Raw genomic sequence first — 15683 nt, 5'->3', positions numbered from 1 at the left:
ATGACAGAGGGGGTTTTTGTCGTCCATTTCAGAACAGCGCGAGGATTTTGGCGATCTCGCCACGGGTGATCTTGCCCAGGGGCTGCAGCGTATTGTCGCTGTAGCCGCCGATGATGCCGGCGGCAACGCAGGTCTTAACCTGATCGACCGCCCAGGAGGGGACGGAGGACGAATCCTTATAGGAAAGGCTTGCCGCCGCATAGCCGCGCGGCAGGCAGCGTCCGATCACGGTCATGACCTCGGCGCGCGTCATATCCGCGTCCGGAGAGAAATACAGCTTGCCGTTTCGTGTTTCGCCGTTCATGATGCCCGCCTGCGAAACCGCGTAGACCGCGCCGCGCGCCCAATCCGGTATGGAGGCATCGTCGGCAAAGTCCAGCGCGCCGGTATACGAGGTGTCCAGGCCGAGCAGGCGCGCCATCGTGACCGCAAATTCCTTGCGCGTCAGATTGCGCTCCGGACGGAAATAGGTTTTCCCGTCGCTGCCGGTTTCGCCCTTCATGATGCCGTTGGTATTCAGCAGGGAAGCGTAGCCGCGCGCCCAGTGGGAAGCGGTATCGGCAAACGCGTTGCTGGCGCTGCCTGCTGTGACGGTTGCGGAAACACGGGTGCGGTTGCCCGCGTCGTCCGATACGTCGATCGTGACGCAATGCGTACCCGCGGACAGCGCACCGGTTGTGACGGTCAGGGTGGAGCCGCTCATGCTGGCCGCGCCGTCAACCGCTTTCCCATCCACCTTGACTGTAATATTGGAGGAACGGGCGGGATATTTGCCATTTTCCATCGTAGCGGTGCCGCTGATCGTGGCCGCCGCGCCGGCGTCCACGGTCAGGGCGGTGCTGTTCAGCTTGACCGAGGGGGCGTCCGTATTGGTGACCGCGTGGTCGGCGGAAACGACGATCTGGTCGAGGTAGAGCGCGGAATCCGCAGCCCCGCTGCCGCTGCGCTCAAAGCGGATGCCAGTCAGCCTGGACGCGCCCTCCGGAACGGCGGCGGTAAGCTGCTTCCACGAGGCCGTGGTGGCCGCGGACAGGGCTGCGGTCAGCTCATTGCCCTCGGCGTCGGCGAAGACCGCGGTAAGCGTACCCTGCGTCCCTTCGCCGCGCGTCCACAGCGTCAGGTGCTTCCGGCCGGAAACATCGGCCTGCGGGAGCGAGATCGTCGCGGCCGCGACCTTGGTGCCGTCATAGGCGGCTTTGAGCGAGCCTTCGCCGCGCGCGACCGCTGTATATCCGGTCACGCGGGTGAGCGTCATGCCCTCGGTGGCCGTGCAGCCGTCCGTGCCGGCCTCAAAATCAGCAACGGTTTCCGCATCCTGCGGGTCGCCCATGCCGACATTCACCGTTATGGATTTGCTGGTCGCGCCATACGAGCAGGTGAGCGTACCGCTCGCCATGCTGTCGCCCGCGGTGAACACGCCCTTTTCGTCGATCGAGCCGATGTCGCTGGAAACGCTCCAGTGAAAAGCGGTGTCGATCGAGGCCATCTTCTGACCGAGGTGGTAGGCGATCCCGTCCACATCGACACTCTGGCCGGGCTTGACCGAGATCGAGCTGATGTCCTTGCCGGCGCTCTGCAGGCCGATCGAATTGACGTCGCCCGTGATGCAGATATCCATTGAGCCTTCGACCGAACCGTTGGAAGCGGTGATGGTGGCGGTGCCGGTTGCCGTACCGGCGGTGAAGGTCTGGTTTTCGACCGTACCCAGCTCACCGGATACGGTGTAGGTCATGCCGGAGGGGTCCGGCGCGGGACCGTAGGAAGCGTCCGCGCCCTTGACCGAGAACCAGGTAGAGGCGCCCGGCAGCACATAGCGGTAGCTTGGCGTGAGGAACGAATAGGCGGTGACGTTGTCGGATGCGACATGGTTGATAAAGAAAATATAGTTGGCGCAGGCGCGCTGGGAACCGTCCGAGGGGCTGGTAATCAGGGAAGCGGTGGATTCGCCGGGCCTGCGCAGCGCCATGGCGGAGGAGCCGCCGCCGTCCAGACAGATGGCGCGGACACAGCCCAGCGATACCAGCTCTTCCCCAAGCTGGGCGGCGGTCAGTCCTACACTGTGCGAGGACTGGTTCCCGTCAACCTCGTACAGCACGACCGTACCGTCCGACCGGACGCCGATCGCGCTGCGCGCGCGGTTGGAAGAGCCTCCGTCTATCCCTGCGGTGGTGACCGAGCCGTTATCGATCAGCAGCTTGCCGCCGACCGCGTAATCCACATCCGCCCAGTTGGTATCGTTCGCCGTAACCTTGAGCGTGACCTCCTCGCCGATCGGGAAGTCCACCCAGGAGGGGACGTTCGCACCGTCCGACTTGGTCAGCACCATCTGGTCGTCCGTGATGGTGAGCGGGCTGTTGCCCGTTCCCTTGTTGATGACTTTCATTTTGACCGTGCCGTTTACCGTGACCGGCGTATCGTCCACGCGCTCGAGGATGATGTTGGTGCCGTTCGCCGTAAAGTGGGTCGAATCGTCATAGTTGCGGTCGAGCAGATATGCGCCCGCGGTGGTACGGGTTTTATTGAAATAGGAGACAGAAACCGTGCCGCTTGCGCCGGAGACCGTCATGCTCATGGTCGGACGGCCCATCACGGCCGTGCCGTCCGCCTTGAAGCCGACCGCATACTGCCATGCGTCGGATGAGATCAGCTCGCCCTCGTCGATCACCAGTCCGATCGGGACGCCGCTGGACATGACGAAGAAGTCGGCGTTTGTGCCGCCAATGACCGATTTGCCCTGGCTCTCCAGATATTTGACCGCGTTCGTGATCGTGGCGCTGCTGCCGTAAAGCTGCTCGTCCGCATACACCATGATCGGCGAGACGCCTGTGTTCGGCCGGTATGTCAGGATGTTTGCACGCTGCACGCCGGCGCTGTTTTTGCCCTCCGAGCGGGTATAGGTCAAGCCCTCGCCCACCGGATAGGAATAGGTGAAGCCGTTGCTGAACGCGGCGCCGGCCGCAGCCGTAAAGAGCTGCACTGCGGCAAGGGAAGCCGCCAGCAGGCGGCCGGATACTTTTGCGAAGTGTTTCATGGTCCTCCTCATTTTCTCAGGATAGTGGAAGCCTTGCTGCCGCGCCGCGCCCCCACTTCGCACGCAGCGCCGTCCCGCGCGACTCTATCCCGCGCGCGGGGTCAATTAAAATTGGTTTGCAGCGGTGAAACCGCTGCAAATCATAAAAACCCGCGGCGTGTACGTGGGTTTTTATACAAGTGCGAAAAAAGTTTCGCTTTGCGGAACTTTTTGCAGCTTTGGACGCATCCGTGCGCCGCACGGTGCGTCCTCTTCGATTGGAAGCGTGGTTCCAATCGAGCAATTTTTATATGCTCTTTACCACCTTTTCCAGCACCTCGGATATCTTGGGACTGCGCACCGAGATATCCGCCGCATGGTGGTAAACCGCCTTACGCGCGTTATACAGACGGCGCGTTTCGGCCTGCTTGTCAGGGCCGGCAAGCAACGGGCGGGTGTTGGAATAGGAAAGGTTTTTCAGGATGCGGTAATAGGGCGTGTCCAGATGGATGAGCAGGCCGGTCTCTCGGACTGCTTTCACATTTTCCGGCCGGAGCACCGCGCCGCCGCCAAGGGAAAGCACGATTCCTTCCCGCTGGGAAAGCTCTCGGATGTAGGCGCACTCCCGCTCGCGGAAATACGCTTCTCCCTGTTCCGCAAAAATGTCGGAAATTTTTTTGCCCTCCCGCGCCTCTAAATACTGGTCCGCGTCGATAAATTCCAATCCGGTCAGGCGGGCGAGCTTGCGGCCGATGGTGGTTTTGCCGCTGCCCATGAAGCCGCACAGCACGATGTTGCGCTTTCCGTGCTTTTCATGCAGGCGCTTGACCGCCATTTTGCCATAGGTGCGGCGCAGAATGGTTTCGCAGGCCTGCGGCTCGAACCGCACGCCCGACCAGACCGTCTGCGCGTAGGCCGCCTGCATGACCAGCATGAACAGGCCGTCGCGCACGCGGGCTTTTTTGGGATTGGCCAGCCGCATGGTGGCGGTTACGGGTGGGTTGTAAATCGCGTCGAACACATATTCGGCCTTGTGCGGCAGGTAGTGCAGGGGAGCGGCGTTTTCCCTGGGGTACATGCCGACCGGCGTGGAATTCAGGACGATTTGGATATCGCGGGGGATATGCCGGCGGTTATAGACCGCAATATGCGCGCCGGGTACGGCCGCGCAGAGCTGCTGCCGCAGGGCTTCCGCCTTGTCCAGGTTGCGGCCGGTGATGGTCAGGTACGCGCCCTGCGTCACACAGTGGTAGGCCATGACCGAAGCCGCGCCGCCATAGCCCAGCAGCAGGACCTTTTTCCCGCGCAGGCTGACCCCGTCCCTTGTAAGGGATTCGGCAAAGCCCAGGATATCCGTGTTGTAGCCGACCGCTTTCCCGTTCCGGAACGCCACGGTGTTGACCGAGTGCAGGTCGCGCGCGGCGGTGTCCACTTCGTCCAGCAGGGGGATGATCGCTCTTTTGTGCGGAATGGTGCAGTTGATGCCGCCCAGCTTACGCTTTGCCAGCTCGAATGCTTCCGGCAGGTCTTCCGGCGGCACGGCGACGCCGATATAATCCGCGTCCTGGCCGGAGGCCGCGAACAGCTGTGCGTGCAGCTCCGGACTCATGGTATGGCCGAGCGGCCAGCCGAACAGCGCGTAGGTCGGCTTTTCCGGCTGGAACGCGCGGAACTGTTCCATGGATAGCAGCATGGTATCAGCCCCCCAACCGTTCCAGGGTATGGAAAAAGTCGGGATAGGAGATCGCGACGACCTCCGGCTCGTCGATGCGGCAGGCGCTGCGCGCGGCGAGCGCCAGCACGGCGAGGCTCATGGCGATGCGGTGGTCCTTGTAGGTTTCAAAGGCGGCGCCGTGCGGACGCTTGCCGCCGCGGATAATCATGCCGTCGTCGGTTTCTTCCACGTCCACGCCTGCCTTTTTCAGCTCGGTGACCATGGCGGCGATACGGTTGGATTCCTTTACCTTCAGCTCCTGCGCGTCGCGGATGACCGTCTCGCCCTCGGCGTAAGCCGCCGCGACCGCGATGACCGGCAGTTCGTCGATCAGGCGGGGAATGATCGAGCCGCCGATCTCCACACCGCGCAGCATACTATGTTTGACGGTCAGATCGCATACGGGTTCCGCGTCGTCGTGAAAATTCGATATGGAAATATCTGCCCCCATCTCGCGCAGCACGTCCAGAATGCCGGTGCGCGTCGGATTGACGCCGACGTTCCGGATCGTCAGCTCCGAGCCCTCGACGATCGCGCCCGCGACCAGGAAAAACGCCGCGGAAGAAATGTCGCCCGGCACGCGGATATCCACGGCGTGCAGGTCCTCCGGCGGCTCGAGCGTGATGGTGCTGCCGTGTGTTTCAACCTCCACGCCCAGCGCGCGGAACATGCGCTCGGTATGGTCGCGCGAGGGCGCAGGCTCGATAACCGTGGTCTGCCCCTCGGCATAGAGGCCGGCAAGCAGGATGGCGCTTTTGAGCTGCGCGGAAGCGACCGGCAGGCGGTATTCGATGCCGTACAGCTCGCTCGGATACAGGGTGAGCGGGCAGTAATTATCGTTTTTGCCCTCAATAGACGCGCCCATCTCGCGCAGCGGCTTGATAACGCGGCCCATCGGGCGCTTCTGGATGGAGGCGTCGCCGTTTAAGGTGGCGGTGAACGGCTGTCCGGCCAGGATGCCGCACAGCAGGCGGGTGGTCGTGCCGGAGTTGCCGGTGTACAGTGTCTCCTCCGGCGCGCACAGGCCGTGCAGGCCCACACCCTCCACGATGACCTCGCTGTCCGTGATCTCGATTTCCACCCCCATTTTGCGGAAGCAGTCGATGGTGGAAAGGCAGTCCTCGCCCATCAGAAAGCCGGTGATGTGGGTCGTGCCGTTTGCCAGCGCGCCCAGCATGACCGCGCGGTGCGAAATGGATTTGTCGCCCGGCACGGTGATCTCGCCGCGCAGCGGGCCGCAGGGTTGGATTTGCATTTGTTTTTACTCCTCCGTCGCATCGGACACCTGATAGCTGCCGATGACCTTGATGTAGGGAAGCTCCTCATGGAGCTGGTATAGCAGGGACTGCACGGCATGGTCGCGCATATTGCCGGTGAAGTCCAGATAAAACACATAGCACCAGGGGCTGTCTTTCAGCGGTCGGGAATAGATGCTGGTCATGTCGATGCCGTAGTGCGCGATCGTATCCAGCACGGTGTTGAGCGAGCCCGCGACATTCGGGATGTGGAACGCGATTTCGATGCGGTTGTCCTCCGGCTGGCTGGTGAGCGTCCGGCTGACCGCGATAAAGCGCGTTTCGTTGTGCTTGAGGTCGTTGATGCCTTCCTCCAGAATGTGCAGGCCGTACCGCTCGGCCGCTTCGCGCGAGCAGATGGCGGCAAGCCGCCTGTCGCCCTTATCGCGGACGTTCTGCGCCGCGATCGCGGTGTTGGCCACTTCGATCGCTTCAAGATTATGCGCGGCAATAAACGCGTGACACTGGGGCAGGGCGTGCGGGTGGGAGCATACGCTTTGAATATCCGCAAGCCGCGCGCCCGGCACCGCGGCAAGGCAATGCGAGATTTTCCGGATATACGAGCGGTTGATGCACAGGCCGTATTCCAGAAGCAGGTCGTAGACCTCGCTGACCGTGCCGGCGGTCGTGTTTTCGACTGGAACCACGCCCACATCCGCAGCGCCGTCGCGCACGGAGCGGAACACCTGCTCCCACGTCGGCACGTTGATCGGCTCGCACTGCGGGAACAGCGCGCGCGCCGCCAGCTCCTGGTATGCGCCCGGCACGCCCTGGTAGTAGACGGTTTTCGGGTCAAGCGCAGCCCCCGCCGGATGGAACGGGAAACGCGCCGGCTCCTCCCGAAGCTGCTCGCTGTATTGATATTCGCGGCTTGCGCGGATCATGCTTTGCAGCAGCGCGGTATATTTGAGCCGGATTTCCCCGTCCATGCCCGCGGTGCGCTGTTCAATGATTTCCGCTTCCCGATCGGGCTTATAGACGCTGTCGTTCGTTTCGGCCTTGGCATGCGCCACCTCAAGCGCGAGCGACATGCGCTTGAGAAACAGCGCGCGCATCTGTTCGTCCACCTCGTTGATATCCCGGCGGATTGCGGGTAATTCACGCATAGCCGTTCGCCTCCCGCAGCAGATCTGCCAGCGCGACGGCGCACGCCGCCTCGACGACGGGCGCGGCGCGCGTGACGATGCAGGGATCGTGCCGCCCGTGGATGGAAAGCGGCTCGACCCGACCGGTCTGAAGATTGAGCGTCTGCTGTAACGAAGAGATGGAGGGGGTCGGCTTGATGCACACGCGGAACACGAGCGGCATGCCGTTTGTGATGCCGCCGTTGACGCCGCCGTTGTTGTTGGTTTCGGTTTTGACCGTGCCGTCCTCCTGATACAGCGTGTCGTTCGCGTGCGAACCGCGCAGCGCGGCAAAGGCAAAGCCCGCGCCGAACTCCACGCCCTTGACCGCGGGTACGCCGAACAGCAGGGAGGACAGGCGGCCCTCCACCGTATCCAGCATGGGGCTGCCAAGGCCGGCGGGCAGGCCGATGGCCGCGCATTCGATCACGCCGCCGACCGAATCCTGCGCTTCGCGCGCCTCCTCGATCGCGGCAAGCATGGCATCCAGCGCGCGCGGGTTGTTGACCGGATAGTCCGCCTCACGCAGCGCGTCGAGCTGCTCGGGGCGCACATCCACATCGTCAAACGGCATATCCTGGATCTGCGCGATGGACTGGATATGGGAGCCGACCGTCACGCCCTGCGTTTTCAGCCACAGCTTGCACATCGCACCCGCGAACACAAGCGGCGCGGTCAGCCGGCCGGAAAAATGGCCGCCGCCGCGCGGGTCGTTGCAGCCCTGATAGCGCACCATGCCGGTATAGTCCGCGTGGCCCGGGCGGGGCTGCGCGGACAGCGCGGCATAATCGCCCGAGCGCTGGTTGGTATTCTGAATCAGGGCGCAGAGGGGCGTGCCGGTGGTTTTGCCGTTGTAGACGCCGGACTGGATGACCGGCAGATCGGCCTCCCTGCGCTGGGTGGACTGCTTGTTGCGCCCGGGGGCGCGGCGCTCCATCTCGCGCAGGATAAAGGCTTCGTCATATGCGACGCCGGACGGAAACCCGTCGATCACCACGCCGATGCCGGCCCCGTGCGATTCGCCGAAGAGCGACAGCTTGATGGCGTTTCCCCAAATGGAACCCATTGGGCATTGCCTCCTTACAGTTTGAGAATGTATTCGTGCAGCGTTTCCGCGTCGATCGGGGTGATCTCCGCGCGGCCCGCCTCGCGGACCAGGATGAAATTGACCGTCGCGCCGAACTTCTTTTTATCCGACAGCAGGGCGGTGTAAATCGCCTCACGGTCATAGGTCAGCGCGGTCGGTAGGCCGATGTGCTGCAAAAGCTTTATGAGCGGCGCGGTCAGGTCCTGGTTGCCAAGCAGGGCGCTCAGCCGCATGGCCGCCACCATGCCGATGGCGACCGCCCGGCCGTGGGTCAGGTCGGTATAATGGCCGAGCTTCTCCGCCGCGTGGCCGATCGTATGGCCGAAGTTCAGAATCATGCGCAGGCCGGTATCGTGCTCATCGATCGCGACCACGTCGCGCTTGATCTTGACGCATTCGTAGATGATATCCCCGATGCGCGCCTTGTAATCCGGCAGGGCAACCAGGTCCAGAATGTCCTTATTGGCGATATAGCCATATTTGACCACCTCGGCCATCCCGTCAGCGAAGGTCGCGTCCGGCAGGGTAGCAAGCACCGCCGGATCAATCAGCACCAGACGCGGCTGGTAAAACGCGCCGACCAGGTTTTTGCCCTCCGCGAGGTCCACGCCGGTCTTGCCGCCGACCGAGGAATCCACCTGCGCGAGCAGAGTGGTTGGGATCTGGCACAGGGCTACGCCGCGCAGGAAGGTTGCGGCGGCAAAGCCGGTGATATCGCCCACCACGCCCCCGCCGAGCGCGATTACAAGATCCTTGCGGGTCATGCCGGCGGCGAGCATGTCATGATAGACGGCCTCGACCGTTGCCAGCCGCTTATGCTCCTCCCCTGCGGGGATGACTGTGTGGGAAACCGGAAAGGAAAACTGGCGTTCCAGCGCGTCCAGATACAGCGGCGCGACCGTCGAATCCGTGACGATATGCGCGCGGCTGGGGGAAAAAACATCGAGCATGGCCGCCGCCGCGCGGCCGAGCAGGCCGGTTTCAATATGGATATCGGACACGCCGTTCGCGCCCGTCAGGCTTAGGGTCTGCACTACTGAAGCACTCCTTTGATGATAAACTGCACATTTGTGCCGCGCCGTCAGGCGCAGTTAAGATGGGAAATCGAGCGATGCGGCGCGCGAAGCCGCGCCTTGGACGCACCCGCGGCAAAGCCGCGTCACGCCCCGTTTGCCGGAAACGGCAGCTTCAAACGAAATCAGATTTCGCGCCCCACCGCCTGCGCCACCGCGCGCAGATTGGTCATGGCCTCGTGGAACGAATCGTAGGTGAGCGACTGCGCGCCGTCCGACAGGGCGTGCGCGGGGTCGTTGTGGACCTCGATCATCAGTCCGTCCGCGCCCGCGGCGATCGCGGCCTTGGCCAGCGGCTCAACCATCCAGTAAATGCCGCCCGCGTGGGACGGATCGACGATGACCGGCAGGTGGCTCATGCGCTTGAGCACCGGCACTGCGGAGATATCCAGCGTGTTGCGGGTGTAGGTTTCGTAGGTGCGGATGCCGCGCTCGCACAGGATGACGTTTTCGTTGCCGCCCGCCATGATGTATTCGGCGGACATGAGGAATTCCTCCATCGTATTGGCGAAGCCGCGCTTGAGCAGCACGGGCTTTTTGGTCTGTCCCAGCTCCTTGAGCAGCTCGAAGTTCTGCATATTGCGCGCGCCCACCTGGAAGCAGTCGCATTTATCCAGGAACAGCTCGATATGCGCGGGGTTGGTGATCTCGGTCACGACCGGCAGGCCGGTCGCCTCATGCGCCTTGTGGAGCAGTTCGAGGCCTTCCGCCTTGAGGCCCTGGAACGAATACGGGGAGGAGCGCGGCTTCCACGCGCCGCCGCGCAGCACGGCGGCGCCGTCCGCCTGCACATGGCGCGCCACGTCGATGATCTGCTCCTCGCTTTCGACCGAGCAGGGGCCGGCCATCACGACCAGCTTTTTGCCGCCCACGACCACGCCCGGCGCGATCTCGACCTGGGAATTATCCGGATGGAACTTGCGGTTGGCCAGCTTGAACGGCTCCTGCACCTTGATGATGTTTTCCACCTGGGGGTCGCGCAGCAGCGCGTCCTTATCCACCGCGCCCGTGTCGCCGACGAGACCGATGACGATTGTACCCGCGCCGTAGATCGGGTTGGCCTTGACGTTCCAGCGCTCGATGTGTCTGGAAAGCTCCTCAACGTGTTCGCGGGTCGCACCCTGCTTCATAATGATAATCATGTGTTTTCTCTCCTTGTCATATTGGGGTGAATTGCGTTTGTCCGGCGGAGAAAAAGCATAAAAAAAGCCTTCCATCCACAAAGAGGGACGAAAGACAAACATTCCGCGGTACCACCCACATTCGGCATGGAAACCATGCCGCACTTTTTCGGATACAGAAAATATCCTATCCCTGTAACGGAGGAGTTCCGTCGGCGCCTACTGCAAGGTTTTTTCAGCACCGCAGCTCAAGAGGGAACTTCATCGTGCCGGCGTCTGCGTCCGTTTCCAGTCATGCCGGACACTCCCTGAAAGCCGCGCTTGGAACAACTACTTTCCTCTGTCATCGCTTTGTGCAATATTTGTACTTATTATATTACCGATGCCTCGGGTTGTCAATGCAAAAATTGTTACGGTTTTGTTTCAGGAGGAATTGCGGTCAAGCGCGCCGGACAGTCATATTCCGCGGGCGGCACTCATAGAGTAGGACAGGTGATGCAATATGGAAGTGAAACAGGACAAAGCCTACCAGCAGGCGGCCGGATGCCTGCCGCCGCTGCGCGCGGCGCAGCTCGCAGCGCTGGAGGGGCAGGAGGAGGTCGAGGAGCTGCGGTTTCGGGCGGGACGGCCGCCGGCGGTCAAAACGGCCCGCGGTGAGCGGGAGCTGGAGCTTGCCGCCGTCACCGCGCAGGAGCTGCGGGAGATCCTCAGCCGCGCCGCGCGGTATTCGGTACACAGCTATACGGAAAGCCTGAAAAACGGGTTTGTCACGCTTACGGGCGGCCACCGGCTGGGCGTCTGCGGCACCGCGGCGGAGGAAAACGGAAAGATCGTCGGCATACGCGGTCTGTCCTCCGTCAATCTGCGCATCGCGCGGCAGGCGCGGGGGCTGGATGCCGTGATCGCGCCCTGGGTCGGGGAGGGGACGCCGCAATCCATGCTGCTGCTGTCGCCGCCCGGCTTTGGGAAAACCACGCTGCTGCGGGAATGGGTGCGCGCGGTGTCGGACAAGGGGCATACGGTCGCTGTGGCGGACGAGCGCGGCGAGGTGGCGGCGCTGGCGGACGGCGTGCCGCAGTTCGCGGTCGGGCGCTGCACCGATGTGCTGGAAAACTGCTCGAAAAAGCGGGCGGCGCTCATGCTGCTCAAAACCATGTCGCCCGCGCTGCTGGCGTTCGACGAGATCACCGCGCCCGAGGATGTGGAGGCGGTCTCGCTCTGTGCGCACTGCGGCACGGCGGTGCTCGCGACCGCGCACGCGGCGGGAACGGACGACCTGCGGCGCAGGCCGCTTTACCGCTCCCTGCTGGAACTGGGCGTTTTCAGGCGGGCGGTCGTGATCGGCCGGAGGGACGGAAAGCGGGAATACCGCATGGAACGATTGGAGGAACGGACATGCTCAAGCTGATAGGTGCGGTGATGATATTCGGCTCCTGCGCGGCGCTTGGATTGTCCGCCCGCCAGGGCCTGCGGAAGCGGGTCGCGGCGGCGGACGCGATGCTGCTGGCGCTCTCGCTGATCTGCAGCGAGATATCCTGCCGCCGCGCGCCGCTGCCCGAAATCATCGGTACGCTGGCGGAAAACGAAAACCCGACCGTCCGGCTGGTGTTCGGCGGCCTGCAGCGCCGCCTGCGCGAGCAGAACGGGCTTTCGCTCAGCTATCTGTGGCGCGTCAATCTGCGGGACAACCGCGCGGAAGCCGGACTCGGCACGCCGGAATGCGATATCCTCTGCGACGCCGCGAACTACCTGGGGCGCTACGACGCCGCCGAACAGGCGGCGGGGCTGGACCAGATCGGCCGGCGCCTGTCCGCCGCGCGCGCAGCGGCGTCCGAGGAACTGCAAAGCAAGGGGAATTTGTACCGCACCTGCGGCATCGCGCTCGGGATACTGGTCGTTTTGGTGCTGATCTGACAACGGAGGGAAGTATGGATGTTGATCTGATTTTCCGGATCGCGGCCGTTGGCATCCTGGTGGCTGTCCTCGGACAGCTCCTGACGCGTTCCGGACGGGAGGAGCAGGCGTTGATGACCACGCTCGCGGGGCTTATCGTCGTGCTGATGCTGATTGTGCAGGAGATCAGCCAGCTCTTTTCGATGATGAAAAGCGTGTTCGGCTTTTGAACGGGCTGACCGCGGCCTGCGGGCTGGCACTGCTGACGCTGGTGCTTTCGCTCGTGCTGAAAAAGGACGCGCCCGCCATCGCTTTCCTGCTGACGCTGACCGCGGGCGTGCTGATCCTGCTGCAGGCGTTCCGGACGATCGGCGGCACGGCACAGCGTTTTTCCGCGCTGCTGGCGCAGGGCGGCATTACGGGCAGCCTGTATCTGCCGGTGTGCAAGGCGCTGGGCGTGGCGGTCGTGGTGCGCGTCATGAGCGCGCTGTGCAAGGATGCGGGGCAGTCCGCGCTTGCCGCCAAGCTGGAGATTGCCGGCGCGGTGCTTGCACTTTCCCTGTGCCTGCCGCTGCTGGAGCAGGTGCTCGGCCTGGTGGCCGACTGGACGGTATGAAAGGAAACGGATGAATGAAAAAACTGGTCGCTGTATGGCTCGTCCTGCTGGCCTGCCTTGTACCCGCCGGAGCGGCGGCATCGGGTGGGGATATCGGGCAGACGGGCGGGGAATCGCTTCTCGGCGCGGTGCCGGAGGAGCGGCGGGGGTATCTGGACGGCATCCAGCCGGAAACCGCCGACGAGCTGGCAGGTTCGCTCGCGCGCCTGCTGGACAACGTATCGGAGGACAGCCGCAGCGCGCTGCGGAACGCGGTACATAGCCTGGCGCGGGCAGCGGTCGTGATCCTGCTCACCGCGATGGCGCGCGGCTTTTCCGCGGCGGCGGGCGGCGAAGCGGACGCATGGATCGATATGGCGGGCGCCCTCGGCTGCGCCGCCGTGCTGCTGCAGGACTTTTCCGGCGTGCTGTCGCTCTGCCGCGATACGCTGGAGCAGATCAGCCTGTTTTCCGGCACGCTGCAGCCGGTGCTGGCGGCGGCGTTGTCGGTGGGCGGCAGCGCCGCGACCGCCACCGTGCTGCAGGTGGCGACGATGGTGGTGTTCGACCTTGTTATCCGCCTGATCCATACGCTGATGGTGCCGGCGGCCTGTGCGTACCTTGCGATCACCGCGGTGGACGCGGCGACCGGCAACGGCATGCTGCGCGGCCTTGCGGACGGGATCAAGAGCCTGACCTCGGGCGCGCTCAAGCTCATTTTGACGCTGTTTACCGCATACCTTACCATAGCGGGGGGCGTTTCGGGCAGCGTGGACCGGATGGCGCTGAAAACAGCGAAGTTTGCCGTGTCGGGCGCGGTGCCTGTGGTGGGGGGCGTGATCTCGGACGCGACCGAGACCGTGCTGTCCGGCGCGTCGCTGCTCAAAAATTCGATCGGCGTGTTCGGGATGCTGTGCGTCACGGCGATCTGCCTGGTGCCGTTCCTGCGCGCCGGCGCGAGCTACCTGTGCTATAAGGCGGGGGCGGCCGTGCTGTCGCCGCTGTGCTCGGGCAGCCTGCGGCAGCTTTTGGAGGGGGTAGGCACAGGCTTCGGCCTGCTGCTCGGCATGCTCAGCACCTGCTGCCTGATCTTGTATTTGGAGCTGGTATATGTGGTTGCGATGGTGAAGCCGATATGACCGAATTATTTCAGACAATTTTGCTGCGCGTCACACTGGCGGGCGTGGCCTCGGCGGTTGCGCTGCGCATGGTGGGCGGCGGGGCGCTGCGGGAGATCATCAAGGTTGCGGCGGGTCTGCTGATGCTGCTGGCGCTGCTGCAGCCGCTCTCCGGCCTGCGCACCGCTGCGTGGGATGGCTGGAGCGTGCCGTCGCAGGAGGATATCGATGCGATCCAGGAGAAAAACACCCAGACCACCATGAGCACGGTCGCGGCCAGCATCGCGGAGATGGTGGAGCAGCGCACGGAAAAAGAGGGCTTCGACTGTACGGTCGATGTGACCATGGCAAACGATGAAAACGGGATTTTGCAGGTGGACCGCGTGACCGTATATTACGGCGGGCGGGACGCGGCGCGCCTGGAAGAGCTGCGCGCGATTCTGACCGAGGAGTGTGGGGTGCCGGAGGAAAGGCAGGAGATGATTGCAAGATGAAAAAGCCAGAACTGGCATGGCTGAAAGACCTGGGGGAGAAGCTGCGGCCGCTGGCGCACCGGTATCGGGCGGTTCTGATCGTGCTGCTGGCGGGGATGCTGCTGCTTGCCTCCGGCGGGTGGTTCGGCGGGGGAAAGGAACAGGCCGCGGCGCAGACCGGACAGCCGGAGACGGCGGGGTTCGACCTGGCCGCGTTTGAGCAGGACCTGAACGAAAAGCTTGCGGCGATCGAGGGCGTGGGACGGGTGGAGCTGATGCTGTCGCTCGACCAGACCGAGGAGGCGGTATATGCCGTGAACACCCGCCAGACGAGGAACGGCGACGCAGGGCAAAGCTATGAAAGCGATCTGACCGTCGTATCAGACGGAAGCTACGGCGAAAAGCCGGTGACGGTAAAAAGCCTGCTGCCGACGTTCCGCGGCGCGGTCGTGCTGTGCGACGGCGCGGACAACGCGCAGGTGCGCCTTGCCGTGACGCAGGCGGTCGGCACCGTATGCGGCATCGGCTCGGACAAAGTTACGGTTCTGAAAATGGCGGCGGGAACATAAAACATAATAACCATGTACAGGAGGGCGAGCAGTCATGAAAAAAATCAAGAAACGCGGGGCAATATACGGAGTGATCGCGCTGCTGCTTTGCGTTGCGGTCTACCTCAACTGGAGCTACATCGACGCGCCGGAGGACCTGCTGGTCGCGGAACAGACCGATCCGGAGGATGCGGCGGCAAGCGCGCAGGACGCGGCGGACGGGGCGGATTACTTCGCGGCCTCGCGCCTGACCCGCGAGCAGGCGAGGGATGAGGCGGTCAGTACGCTCAAGGAGCTGAGCGAGAGCGAGGAAGCCGACCAGACCGCGAAGGACGAGGCGGCGGCGCAGATCTCCGCGCTGGCCGAGGACTCCGTGGCCGAGGCGAACATCGAGAGCCTGATCCGCGCGAAAGGGTACGAGGATGCGGTCGTGATGATCGGGGACGACAGCGTAAACGCGGTCGTCGCACCGCCGGAGGGCGGCCTGCAGGCCGAGGACGTTACGGTCATCAAGGACATCATTATCTCCGAGACCGGCATGTCGGCCGGCCAGATCAAGATTGTCGAGGCGGCCTGATCGGTATTTTCTCTTTCTTTTTTGCCAAAACTGTGTTATAATCCGTAAAAAGGAG

Annotated in this window: 15 protein-coding genes and 1 other annotated feature; of the genes, 8 read left to right on the top strand and 7 right to left on the bottom strand. The window is 63.5% G+C overall.

The window, feature by feature from the left end; genetic code table 11:
* Positions 1 to 28: 28 nt before the first annotated feature.
* The 7 genes from ACYQ3S_RS07635 to aroF all read right to left on the bottom strand — a co-directional run bounded on the left by ACYQ3S_RS07635 (position 29) and on the right by aroF (position 10445).
* Positions 29 to 3031: a phosphodiester glycosidase family protein gene (locus ACYQ3S_RS07635; protein WP_459688280.1), complete on the bottom strand. Its 3003-nt coding sequence runs from the start codon at positions 3029 to 3031 to the stop codon at positions 29 to 31.
* Between the two features lie 286 nt (positions 3032 to 3317).
* Positions 3318 to 4703 (bottom strand): shikimate kinase, encoded by a 1386-nt coding sequence (locus ACYQ3S_RS07630; protein ID WP_459688278.1) that lies wholly within the window; start codon positions 4701 to 4703, stop codon positions 3318 to 3320.
* A gap of 4 nt (positions 4704 to 4707) precedes the next feature.
* Positions 4708 to 5979 (bottom strand): 3-phosphoshikimate 1-carboxyvinyltransferase, encoded by a 1272-nt coding sequence (gene aroA / locus ACYQ3S_RS07625; protein ID WP_459688276.1) that lies wholly within the window; start codon positions 5977 to 5979, stop codon positions 4708 to 4710.
* 6 nt (positions 5980 to 5985) lie between these two features.
* Positions 5986 to 7125 carry a prephenate dehydratase gene (pheA, locus tag ACYQ3S_RS07620; RefSeq protein ID WP_459688274.1) on the bottom strand — a complete coding sequence of 380 codons (1140 nt, stop codon included), beginning with the start codon at positions 7123 to 7125 and terminating at the stop codon, positions 5986 to 5988.
* Positions 7118 to 8209: a chorismate synthase gene (gene aroC, locus ACYQ3S_RS07615; RefSeq protein ID WP_459688272.1), complete on the bottom strand. Its 1092-nt coding sequence runs from the start codon at positions 8207 to 8209 to the stop codon at positions 7118 to 7120. The genes pheA and aroC overlap by 8 nt, the downstream gene beginning before the upstream one ends.
* 14 nt (positions 8210 to 8223) lie before the next feature.
* Positions 8224 to 9264 carry a 3-dehydroquinate synthase gene (aroB, locus tag ACYQ3S_RS07610; protein WP_459688271.1) on the bottom strand — a complete coding sequence of 347 codons (1041 nt, stop codon included), beginning with the start codon at positions 9262 to 9264 and terminating at the stop codon, positions 8224 to 8226.
* 164 nt (positions 9265 to 9428) lie between these two features.
* Positions 9429 to 10445, bottom strand: coding sequence for a 3-deoxy-7-phosphoheptulonate synthase (gene aroF, locus ACYQ3S_RS07605; RefSeq protein ID WP_459688269.1), 1017 nt, complete (start codon positions 10443 to 10445; stop codon positions 9429 to 9431).
* Between the two features lie 80 nt (positions 10446 to 10525).
* Positions 10526 to 10780, bottom strand: a binding site (T-box leader).
* Positions 10781 to 10926: 146 nt separating this feature from the next.
* Between aroF and ACYQ3S_RS07600 the strand changes: the two genes are divergently transcribed.
* From ACYQ3S_RS07600 to ACYQ3S_RS07565, 8 genes are read left to right on the top strand one after another with little or no spacing between them, the layout of a single operon-like run.
* Positions 10927 to 11832: a stage III sporulation protein AB gene (locus ACYQ3S_RS07600; RefSeq protein ID WP_459688267.1), complete on the top strand. Its 906-nt coding sequence runs from the start codon at positions 10927 to 10929 to the stop codon at positions 11830 to 11832.
* Positions 11820 to 12338, top strand: a complete 519-nt coding sequence (locus ACYQ3S_RS07595) for a stage III sporulation protein AB (protein WP_459688266.1) — start codon at positions 11820 to 11822, stop codon at positions 12336 to 12338. The genes ACYQ3S_RS07600 and ACYQ3S_RS07595 overlap by 13 nt, the downstream gene beginning before the upstream one ends.
* 14 nt (positions 12339 to 12352) lie before the next feature.
* Positions 12353 to 12547: a stage III sporulation protein AC gene (spoIIIAC, locus tag ACYQ3S_RS07590; protein WP_107631977.1), complete on the top strand. Its 195-nt coding sequence runs from the start codon at positions 12353 to 12355 to the stop codon at positions 12545 to 12547.
* Positions 12544 to 12933 carry a SpoIIIAC/SpoIIIAD family protein gene (locus ACYQ3S_RS07585; RefSeq protein ID WP_459688264.1) on the top strand — a complete coding sequence of 130 codons (390 nt, stop codon included), beginning with the start codon at positions 12544 to 12546 and terminating at the stop codon, positions 12931 to 12933. Before spoIIIAC ends, ACYQ3S_RS07585 begins: the two co-directional genes overlap by 4 nt.
* 14 nt (positions 12934 to 12947) lie before the next feature.
* Positions 12948 to 14051, top strand: coding sequence for a stage III sporulation protein AE (locus ACYQ3S_RS07580; RefSeq protein WP_459688262.1), 1104 nt, complete (start codon positions 12948 to 12950; stop codon positions 14049 to 14051).
* A complete protein-coding gene (locus tag ACYQ3S_RS07575) occupies positions 14048 to 14524 on the top strand; it encodes a stage III sporulation protein AF (RefSeq protein ID WP_459688260.1) in 477 nt (158 codons plus the stop codon). The genes ACYQ3S_RS07580 and ACYQ3S_RS07575 overlap by 4 nt, the downstream gene beginning before the upstream one ends.
* Positions 14521 to 15072 carry a hypothetical protein gene (locus tag ACYQ3S_RS07570; RefSeq protein ID WP_459688259.1) on the top strand — a complete coding sequence of 184 codons (552 nt, stop codon included), beginning with the start codon at positions 14521 to 14523 and terminating at the stop codon, positions 15070 to 15072. The genes ACYQ3S_RS07575 and ACYQ3S_RS07570 overlap by 4 nt, the downstream gene beginning before the upstream one ends.
* A 34-nt stretch (positions 15073 to 15106) precedes the next feature.
* The gene (locus ACYQ3S_RS07565) at positions 15107 to 15628 is read left to right on the top strand and encodes a SpoIIIAH-like family protein (RefSeq protein WP_459688257.1); all 522 of its coding nucleotides are present in this window, start codon (positions 15107 to 15109) and stop codon (positions 15626 to 15628) included.
* The last annotated feature ends 55 nt before the right edge of the window (positions 15629 to 15683 follow it).

This window comes from Agathobaculum sp. TL06, assembly GCF_054658635.1.
Note: the sequence above shows the minus strand (reverse complement) of the source record. Positions and strands in the feature narration are given on the sequence as shown.